This is a genomic window from Faecalibacterium sp. AM43-5AT (genome assembly GCF_003603345.1).
In the GTDB taxonomy this organism is placed as follows: domain Bacteria; phylum Bacillota; class Clostridia; order Oscillospirales; family Ruminococcaceae; genus Faecalibacterium; species Faecalibacterium taiwanense.
On the sequence record NZ_QVGZ01000014.1, the window covers coordinates 59,885 to 70,208 of the forward strand.

Sequence of the window (10,324 nt, forward strand, 5' to 3'; positions counted from 1 at the left end):
ACAGCAGCCTTTTTGCGTGCAGTAAAGTTCACAATGTGTTGATGGCACGTTGCAGTTTCTGGTAAAACTGCCCCAGATGATACCCGTCGATGAACCGGTGGTTCACTTCCACGCTCATACCAAGCGTTTCGCGGCCGTCTGCGGGCACATATTTGCCCCAGCAGATGCGGGGAATGTTGTCGTCCCGGTCGAAATCCCGCTCGTTGGTGGCGGCGGTCAGGTCGAACCACGGCACGCAGGAGAAATAGATCAGGTCGTCCAGTTCGCCGCTCTGGTCAAGAAAGCTCTGCTGGGCGTCACTTTTCGCTTTGGCGGCGTGGCAGAACCCGTCCAGTGTGCTGGTTTTTGGCAGGGTAACGATATGGAACTGCTCACTATCGGGTTTCAGGTCGGTGAAGCTGGGGATGCGCCCGTCCAACAGAAAAACCTCGCCGTCCCGGATGGTGTAGCGGAAATTCTCCACGGCGTTCACAGCATCGGTAGCCAGATAACACAGCGCATAGTAGAAGGAAATGCCGTGGGCTTTGGTGTAGGCGTGGAGGTTCGTCACATCCACCCGGAAGGTGACGCTGTAAAACGGGTCGGATACGGTGGAAAAGAACCGGAACAGCTCCGCCCGCGGCCAGACGGCAAGATCAATTTTCTGCATGGGAGGCTCCTTTGTCCGGTTCCGCCTTGTTTTTATCCAGCGCATCGAACTGCTTTAGGATCTGCGGATCCTTCAGCTTGATCACCTTGCCGGAGAGATAATGCAGGGTGTTTTCCTCGGGAATGTCAAGAAAAGTGACCCGCACAGCGCACAGGGCCTGCGTTTTGGTTCCGGTGCGCTCGTTCATCTTGCGGTTGCCGTACTTGATATCGCCCAGAACCGGACGGCCCAGATAGGCCAGATGTGCGCGGATCTGGTGGGTGCGGCCGGTGACAAGGCCGATTTTGCACAGCGCAAACGGTCCGGCGGTGCGCAGCACGTCCACATCGGTGATGATCTGCTTGCGGCGCTCGTCCTGCGACTGGTGTGCGTGGATGCTTACCTTGTTGTTCTTCTCGTCGTGCTCCCACCATGCGGTGAACCGCCCGGACTGCGGGATACCCACCGTGATGGTGTAGTACTCCTTTTTGAGTAGATCAGTGCGGATGATCTCGTTCATGTCCCGCAGGGCGGTGTAGCTCTTGGCGGCGATCACAAGGCCCTCGGTGCCGCGGTCCAGCCGGTTGCAAATGCCGGGCTTGAACCGGTTCTCGCCGTGGGGGTCGTATTCGCCTTTTTCGGCCAGATACTGGGTAAAAGCGTCCACAAGGTTTGTATCGCCGGTGCGGTCGCTATGGCACAAAAGGTGGGTGGGTTTGTACAGCACAGCAATGTTTTCGTCCTCATAAATGACATTGACCTTGGGCTGATTCTGCTTTTTTTTCGGCGCGGCCTTCTGCACGGTTTTTGCGCCTTCCGGCGGGAAAAACTCGTCGTTGATGTACAGCTCGATCAGGTCGCCTGCCTGAATGCGGTACTCCGGCACGGCCTTTTTTCCGTTTACCTTCACGCGCTTATTGCGGAAGCTCTTGTACAAAAGGCTGGTGGGAAAATCGCGGGTCACGCTCTGCACAAAGCGGGAAAGACGAACGCCGTCGTCGTTGGCGGTTGCGGTATATTGTTTCATAAATGTTCCTCAATTTTCAAGAGATACCTTTATAGTAATACAGCCTTGGCTGCAAGTCAACGCGGAAACGCCCCGGATCAAAACTATTTTACCGCAAAGCCTTGAGTTCCGGGCGCAAAATGGGTACTATTATAAGGAATGAATCAGAAGGAGAGTACCGCAATGGCAGAACACAAACGGCATCAGGGACACCGTCAGCGGATGCGCGAACGGGTGCAGAACTACGGTCTGGACAGTCTGGCCGAGCACGAAGCGCTGGAATATGTGCTGTACCTCACCAACGCCCAGAAGGACACCAACGGCATCGCTCACGACCTGATCGACCGCTTTGGCGATTTTGCCGCTGTGCTGGAAGCCAGCGAGGAAGAGCTGTGCACTGTGGAGGGTGTAGGCCCGGCCACAGCCCGGATGCTGCATCTGCTGCCGGAGATCAGCCGCTACTATGGCCGCAGCCGTACCAGCACTACCCGCTGCATCAGAACTACGGAGCAGATGGGCAGCTATCTGATGGCGAAGTTTGCGTGGTCGGATTACGAGCGTGCAATGCTGGTCAGTCTGGACAGCCGTAAGCGGGTGCGCGCGGCGGTCTGGCTGCGGGAAGGCACCACCGACCGGGTAAGTCTGGACATCAAGGATGTGGTGTCTGCGGCCATCAAGGGCGGCACCGACACGGTGGTGCTCAGCCACAACCACCCCAACGGTGCGGCCTTGCCCTCCATGGAGGATCTGGAGGCCACTGGCAATATTGCCCGGGCATTGGGCCTTGTGAACATCCATCTGCTGGATCACTTCATCCTGACCGATACGGAGTATTTCTCCATGCGGGACGCAAACCGCCTGCCGATCTATGACTTTAAAACAGGTACGCTTTTCTGGCCTTGATCTGTGAAACAACAAAAAAGTGTTTACATTATAAAACTGGTGTGCTATAATCAAACCGTAAAATACAACTGATTGTGGTTCTTTGCGCGAGGGCCGGAGAGGAGAGGGAAGATGGCAGACGAAAAATTTGAACTGGTATCCTCTTACCAGCCCACCGGCGACCAGCCGCAGGCCATTGAAACACTGGTGAAAGGCGTGGAGCGGGGCGACCGCTGCCAGACCCTGCTGGGTGTTACCGGCAGCGGAAAGACCTTTACCATGGCAAATGTGATTGCAAAATGCAACCGGCCCACGCTGGTTCTGGCCCACAACAAAACGCTGGCGGCCCAGCTGTGCACCGAGTTCCGGTCGTTTTTCCCCAACAACGCGGTGGAGTATTTCGTCTCCTACTACGATTACTACCAGCCGGAAGCCTATATCCCCAGCACGGATACCTATATTGAAAAGGACAGCGCCATCAACGACGAGATTGACCGCCTGCGCCATTCGGCCACGGCGGCGCTTTCGGAGCGGCGGGATGTGATCATTGTAGCATCGGTGTCCTGCATCTACTCGCTGGGCGACCCTATCGACTACCGCAGCATGGTCATCAGCCTGCGCCCCGGCATGCAGATGGAGCGCGATGCGCTGTGCCAGAAGCTGGTCACTCTGCAATATGAGCGCAACGACGTGAATTTTGTGCGCAACAAGTTCCGTGTGCACGGCGATATCGTGGACATCTACCTTGCCTATATGAGCGAGCTTGCCATCCGTGTGGAATTTTTTGGGGACGAGATCGATCGCATCACGGAGTTCAACCCTCTCACCGGGGCCAAACAGAATGTAGTCAAGCATGTAGCCATCTTCCCGGCCAGCCACTATATCGTCAGCGCCGAGAAGAAGGCCGCAGCACTGGAAAAGATCCGCGCCGAGTGCGACGCACAGGTGAAGCAGTTCACCGCCGAGGGCAAGCTGATCGAGGCGCAGCGCATTGCCCAGCGCACCAATTACGACATTGAGATGCTCAACGAGGTGGGCATGTGCAAAGGCATCGAGAACTATTCGGCGGTGCTTTCGGGCCGTGCGCCGGGCAGTATGCCCACCACTCTGCTGGATTATTTCCCGGATGATTTTCTGCTGTTTGTGGACGAGAGCCATGTTACCCTGCCGCAGGTGCGCGCCATGTACGGCGGCGACTATGCCCGCAAAAAAACGCTGGTGGAGTACGGCTTCCGCCTGCCGTCCGCCTTCGATAACCGCCCGCTCAAGTTCGAGGAAGTGGAGTCCAAGCTGAACCAGATGATCTTCGTTTCGGCTACGCCCGGCGACTACGAGCGGCAGAACAGCACGCAGGTGGCGCAGCAGGTCATCCGGCCCACCGGCCTTTTGGACCCGCTCATTTCGGTGCGCCCGGTGGAAGGGCAGGTGGTGGATCTGTTGGGCGAGATCAATACCCGCATCCAGCGGCACGAGCGCGTTCTCGTGACCACGCTGACCAAGAAAATGGCCGAAGACCTGACCGACTACCTTACCGAACAGGGCATCAAAGTCAAGTATATGCACCACGAGGTGGACACCTTTGAGCGCATGGAGATCATCAAGGACCTGCGTCTTGGCTCCATTGATGTTGTGGTGGGCATCAACCTGCTGCGCGAGGGTCTTGACCTGCCCGAGGTGAGCCTTGTGGCCATTCTGGATGCCGACAAGGAGGGCTTTCTGCGCAGCGAGACCAGCCTGATCCAGACCATTGGCCGCGCGGCCCGCAATGCCGAGGGCCTTGTCATCATGTACGCGGATGTCGTCACCGACAGCATGGACCGCGCCATCACCGAGACCGAGCGCCGCCGCGCCATCCAGATGGCCTACAATAAAGAACGTGGCATCGTGCCAAAAACCATCGTCAAGGCCATTGCAGACAGCATCGAGATCAGCGATAAAGCGGAGAACGCTAAGCTGAACACCCGCCGCATGGGCAGGATGGAGCGGGAGGCCGCCATCGAGCGCCTGACCCGTGAGATGAAGGAAGCGGCGAAGCTGCTGGAGTTTGAGCACGCGGCCTTCCTGCGTGACCAGATCGACCGACTGCGCCGGGGCGAGAACCCGACGGTGGACTCTGCGGCAGAAACGGAGCGCAAACAGAATCATTCACAGACACAACGAAAAGGGAGAAAATACCTTGGCAAACGATAAGATCGTCATCAAAGGTGCTCGCGAGCACAACCTGAAAAATGTCAACCTGACCCTCCCGCGGGAAAAGCTGATCGTCATGACCGGCCTTTCCGGTTCGGGCAAGTCGAGCCTTGCGTTCGACACCATCTATGCCGACGGCCAGCGCCGCTATGTGGAAAGCCTTTCCAGCTACGCACGCATGTTTTTGGGCCGCATGGACAAGCCCGATGTGGACGAAATTACCGGCCTGTCACCGGCAATTTCCATCGACCAGAAAACCACCAGCCACAACCCGCGTTCCACCGTGGGCACCGTGACGGAGATCTACGATTATCTGCGACTTCTGTACGCCCGCGTGGGCGTGCCCCACTGCCCGGTGTGCGGGCGGGTGATCAGCCAGCAGACCGTGGACGAAATGGTGGACGCGGTGCTCAAACTGGACGAAGGTACGAAGTTTCAGGTGCTGGCTCCTGTGGTGCGCCAGCGCAAAGGCACCCAGCAGAAAGAGCTGGATGCTGCCCGCCGCGGTGGCTATGCTCGTGTGAAGATCGACGGCAGCCTGTATGATCTTGACGAAGAGATCAAGCTGGAAAAGAACATCAAGCATACGGTGGAGATTGTGGTGGACCGCCTTGCCATGCGCAAGGGCATCCGGGGCCGTCTGGCAGATTCGCTGGAAACCGCGCTGGCGCTTACCGGCGGTATCGCCGAAGTGGACGTGATCGGCGGCGATTGTATGACCTTCAGCCAGAACTTTGCCTGCCCGGAGCACGGCATTTCCATCAGCGACCTGTCGCCGCGGCTCTTCTCCTTCAATAACCCGCTGGGAGCCTGCGAAAAGTGTACCGGCCTTGGCACTTTTATGCGGGTGGACGAGGAACGCATCCTGCCCAACCGGAACCTTTCCATCCGGGAGGGTGCTATCAAGGCCAGCGGCTGGTACTATGCCGAGGGGTCTGTATCCGAAATGTATTATCTGGGTCTTGGCAAAAAGTACGGCTTTACGCTGGATACGCCCATCAAAGAGATGAGCACCGAAGCTGTCAATGCGTTGCTGTACGGAACCAATGGCGAAAAAATTGAGATGCACCGCACGAATGAGTTCGGAAGCGGTGTGTATTATAATACCTTCGAGGGCATCGTGGAGAACCTTGAGCGCCGCTTCCGCGAGACCAACAGCGAGTGGATGAAGGAAGAAATCGGCAGCTTCATGTCCGGCGTGGAGTGCCCGGACTGCCACGGCAAGCGCCTGAAACCCGTGGTGCTGGCTGTGACCATCGGGGATAAGAACATCAGCGATTTCTGCGAAATGTCCATCCGGGACGAGCTGAAATTCATTGCCGAGAACGAACCGAGCCTGACCGAAAAGCAGAAGCAGATCGGCGGGCAGATCATGAAGGAGATCCGGAACCGCCTGCAGTTTTTGCAGAGCGTGGGTCTGGATTATCTCACGCTGGCCCGCTCAGCAGGCACTCTTTCCGGCGGCGAGAGCCAGCGCATCCGCCTGACCACTCAAATCGGCAGTGCGCTTTCCGGCGTGCTCTATGTGCTGGACGAGCCGTCCATCGGCTTGCATCAGCGCGATAACGACAAGCTCATTGCCACCCTGAAAAATCTCCGCGACCTCGGCAATACAGTCATTGTGGTGGAGCATGATGAAGATACCATGCGCAGCGCGGATTATATCGTGGATGTAGGCCCGGGCGCAGGCGTGCATGGCGGTGAGATCGTAGCCGCTGGCAGCGTGAAGGACATCTGCAAGGCAAAGCGCAGCATCACCGGCGATTATCTCTCCGGCCGCAAACGCATTGCCGTACCGCAGACCCGCCGCACCGGCAACGGCAATTACCTTACTGTACGGGGTGCACGGGAAAATAACCTGCGCAATATCGACGTGAAATTTCCGCTGGGAGAGTTTATTTGCGTTACCGGCATTTCCGGCTCCGGCAAGTCCAGCCTCATCAACGAAATTCTGTATAAGACGCTTGCCTGCGAGCTGAACGGTGCGCGTTCCCGCGCAGGCAAATGCGATGGGGTAGAAGGGCTGGAATTTGTGGATAAGGTCATCGGTATCGACCAGCAGCCCATTGGCCGTACGCCGCGCTCCAATCCGGCCACTTATACCGGTGTGTTCAATGATATCCGCACGGTATTCTCCCAGACACAGGATGCCAAAATGCGCGGTTACGGCCCGGGGCGTTTCAGTTTTAATGTCAAGGGCGGCCGCTGCGAAGCCTGTGAGGGCAACGGTATTCTGCAGATCGAGATGCACTTCCTGCCGGATGTGTACGTGCCCTGCGAGGTATGCAAGGGGGCGCGTTACAACCGCGAAACGCTGGAAGTGAAGTATAAGGAAAAGACCATCTCCGATGTGCTGAACATGACCGTGGAGGAAGCAGTGGTATTCTTTTCCAACCAGCCCAAGATCGCCCGCAAACTGCAGACCCTGTTGGACGTGGGTCTTGGTTATGTAACACTGGGCCAGAGCGCCACCACCCTTTCCGGCGGCGAAGCACAGCGCGTGAAGCTGGCCAATGAGTTGGCCCGCCGCAGCACTGGCAAGACCGTGTATATTCTGGACGAGCCTACTACCGGCCTGCATATTGCAGATGTGCACCGCCTGATCGAGGTGCTGCAGAAGCTGGTAGATGCGGGCAACACGGTTATTGTCATCGAGCACAATCTGGATCTTATCAAGTGCGCCGACCATATCATTGACCTTGGCCCTGAAGGCGGCAGCGCAGGCGGCGAGATCGTGGCCGAAGGCACGCCCGAACAGGTGGCAGAGGTGCCAGGCAGCTTTACCGGTCAATATCTGAAACCGCTTTTGGAAAAAGACAAGCTCCTGCAAGAAAAAGAGCAAAATAAATAAAGCGCGTACTTTCGCAAAAATCAGACTTTTTACGAAAAAAGCAAAGAAAATTGCAAAAATCGGTTGACAAAACTGCTGTATCTGAGTATAATATCTCATGTCGCCACGCTTCGGTAGGGAAGCGGCGGTCGATATCCGGGTGTAGCGCAGTTTTGGTAGCGCGCTTGAATGGGGTTCAAGAGGCCGTGAGTTCGATTCTCGCCACTCGGACCAAACAAAAATAATCCGAACTTGTTTCCGATAGGAGATGGGTTCGGATTATTTGTTTTCTTCGGAAAACTCAATATGGGTGTCCGTGGAAGATGAAATCCGAAATCATAGATTGACCGACATAAGCTACGACATGATTTCAGGAGGACACAAACATGAAGTACGATGCAAGAGCTTGCCATTTCAACATGGACACCGGCTGCGTGGAGCTGCTGCTCCGGGATGGAAGAAAAATTTCCATCAATTGCACCGGGGTCGAGGATGCGCTGGATGTGACCATGGCGCAGAGGTCAGAACTGGATTATCTCATCTACAATGACCCACTGGGCTATGCCGATTTGATCCTGAATGGTGACCCAGAGGAATATTTGAAGAATGTGACCGGGAGCTGTGGGTTGGAGGACTAACTGGTAGCTCAAATTATACAAAAGCGCAGCACTTTTTGGGAGGTGCTGCGCTTTTGCATTTGAATGCATAAAACGTCATTCGATTACTTGACTTTTTACAAAATTTATGTAAAATATGAAGTGTAAGAAAATTCCACCGCTTATAATTTCATCTGTGAAGGAGGTTCACATGAAAAAAGCATTTTTTGAAGATTCCGCAATGGCAATGGCAAAACTGATTGTTGAAAGCATCTACCATGGCATGGAAGAAAATGAAGGTGTCTATGCCGATTTGATGTATTCTAACGGAAAAGGACAGCACGGCTGGGCACATATCTTTCAAAATGAACATGAACATTTAACAAAGGCAGGATATCGTGTGGTTTTGATGGTCTCTGGAAGCTGGAAGTATGCTGTGGCATATGATCCTCACAGCAAAACAGCCATTATGATTCTTCGCCAAGAAAATTTCCGCAATAGACTTGTCAAATTGCAGAATGGTGAGATGCATTACGTTTTTTCGGGACTTCCGGCTAATCAAGATTTGAATGAAATGGTTCCCCAGTATGAGCAGATGTCACTGTTTGGACAAGATAAAGCTGTGCAGCAAAAAGCCGAAAAGCCCTTCGATGAATTGGAGCAAGCAGTAGACGGTGAAGTCTTGAGATTTGGAATTTTAACGTACCGCTTGGATTTAGCTCAATTGATCAGAAGCTGTACATTGGAAATTTTGAATGCAAATGGTTGCATCGTTGATGAAATGAATTTGGATTCTGCAATTCCGATGAATTGGAAAGAAGCTGTTCCGGAAGATGAAATTACTAAGTTTAAGGAAGAAACTGGTAATGAGTATGGCGTTCAAATCGACAGTATTCCGGAATTCAAACCGCGGAAAAAATTTGTACGGAAAGATGGGTAAAAAATGGGTGCCATTGTTACATCCGAGTTTAATGGAATGCGGCTGACATTGGCTCGTGAAATCCAAAATATTTCCAGTCCTAAGCTAGCAGAAAAGATAGGGGTGACAAAGCAAACTGTCTCTCAGTATGAAAATGGTTTAATCAAACCAAGTGCCGATAAAGTATTAGCAATTTCGCAAGAATTGAAATTTCCACCGAAATTTTTCTTTGAAGGTAGCAGCGATAATTTTAGTCCCGGAGTTGCATATTGTAGAGCAACTACAACCACGACAAGAGCCGTAAAACTACGGCAAACAAACATTGATGTATTGAAATCATATATTTATGACTTTTTTGCAGAATATATTGAATATCCATCAACCGAACAATTGATCGATTGTATGAAATCTGTAGCAGAGTGTTCTGACATGGAACTAATCGCAAAAAAAATTCGGGAAAAATTGGACTTGTCGGATAGGCCCATTCGTAATATGAGTTATCTGTTACAAAATCTTGGAATTGTGGTAACTTCTTTCTCGGAAAACGTAGGGCATTTGGACGCAATCAGTCACATTCCGGTCCTTGCCAATAATGGAGAAAGCAAGAGGTTCTATTTCACAACATATAATACAGATAAAACAACACCTGCAAGATTGAACTTTACGTTGGCTCACGAACTAGGACACTGGATACTCGGTCATATTGTTTCAGATGTGAAATCGCAAGCAGATGCCGAGTATCGGAGCAATGAATCAGACGCAAATCAATTTGCATCTGCATTTTTGCTGCCAAAAGAAGCATTCTTGAAAGATCTTCAATATCCAACGGTTTTAAATGAATATTTAAGATTAAAAGAAAAATGGCATGTCTCAATTGCGATGATGATTCGTAGAGCATATATGTTGGAGGTACTATCTCCAAGTCAATATCAATATTTGTTTAGACAGCTTGGAAGTCGTGGATGGCGAACATTTGAACCGGGAGATATGGTTGAAGTTCCCACGGCATCTCTTTTTTCGGTGTCTGTAAAGATTCTGGATGACAATGGAATTATAGAAAAAGGAAATTTGCTGAAATATCTGAACGAAAACTGTTTTACGGCACAACAAAAAACATTTGAGGATTTGATGGGATTGGAACAGCATACGCTTGATCCGGCTATGTCGGGTTCTTTTAGTAGAGTTGAGTTCAAGCCAAACTAACAAATCTTTTTATACAGAAAAACAGGGTGCGCCCACCAGCAGAGTTCCCATAAAACAGTATTTGCAAAAG

At 52.8% G+C, this 10,324-nt stretch carries 8 protein-coding genes and 1 tRNA gene; 7 read left to right on the forward strand and 2 right to left on the reverse strand.

All coding sequences use genetic code 11. From position 1 onward, the window contains the following. Nucleotides 1–28: 28 nt before the first annotated feature. Nucleotides 29–649, reverse strand: a complete 621-nt coding sequence (locus tag DW937_RS13195; RefSeq protein ID WP_120121267.1) for a CatA-like O-acetyltransferase — start codon at nt 647–649, stop codon at nt 29–31. Further along, nucleotides 636–1,655: an RluA family pseudouridine synthase gene (locus tag DW937_RS13200; protein WP_120121269.1), complete on the reverse strand. Its 1,020-nt coding sequence runs from the start codon at nt 1,653–1,655 to the stop codon at nt 636–638. Before DW937_RS13200 ends, DW937_RS13195 begins: the two co-directional genes overlap by 14 nt. A 162-nt stretch (nt 1,656–1,817) precedes the next feature. Here DW937_RS13200 and radC point away from each other — a divergent pair, with 162 nt between their 5' ends. The 7 genes from radC to DW937_RS13235 all read left to right on the forward strand — a co-directional run bounded on the left by radC (nt 1,818) and on the right by DW937_RS13235 (nt 10,254). After that, nucleotides 1,818–2,537, forward strand: a complete 720-nt coding sequence (gene radC, locus DW937_RS13205) for a DNA repair protein RadC (protein ID WP_044953632.1) — start codon at nt 1,818–1,820, stop codon at nt 2,535–2,537. 111 nt (nt 2,538–2,648) lie between these two features. After that, entirely contained in the window at nt 2,649–4,706 is a 2,058-nt protein-coding gene (gene uvrB / locus DW937_RS13210) for an excinuclease ABC subunit UvrB (protein ID WP_120121272.1), read from the forward strand. Next, nucleotides 4,693–7,557 carry an excinuclease ABC subunit UvrA gene (gene uvrA / locus DW937_RS13215; protein ID WP_120121274.1) on the forward strand — a complete coding sequence of 955 codons (2,865 nt, stop codon included), beginning with the start codon at nt 4,693–4,695 and terminating at the stop codon, nt 7,555–7,557. Before uvrB ends, uvrA begins: the two co-directional genes overlap by 14 nt. A gap of 135 nt (nt 7,558–7,692) precedes the next feature. Continuing rightward, a tRNA-Pro gene (locus DW937_RS13220) sits at nt 7,693–7,770 on the forward strand. 152 nt (nt 7,771–7,922) lie between these two features. After that, entirely contained in the window at nt 7,923–8,174 is a 252-nt protein-coding gene (locus DW937_RS13225; protein ID WP_120121276.1) for a DUF6061 family protein, read from the forward strand. Between the two features lie 169 nt (nt 8,175–8,343). Next, complete coding sequence (locus DW937_RS13230; RefSeq protein ID WP_044960023.1) at nt 8,344–9,072, forward strand: DUF5986 family protein; 729 nt, start codon at nt 8,344–8,346, stop codon at nt 9,070–9,072. A gap of 3 nt (nt 9,073–9,075) precedes the next feature. Further along, nucleotides 9,076–10,254, forward strand: a complete 1,179-nt coding sequence (locus DW937_RS13235) for an XRE family transcriptional regulator (protein ID WP_005922208.1) — start codon at nt 9,076–9,078, stop codon at nt 10,252–10,254. Nucleotides 10,255–10,324 lie beyond the last annotated feature (70 nt).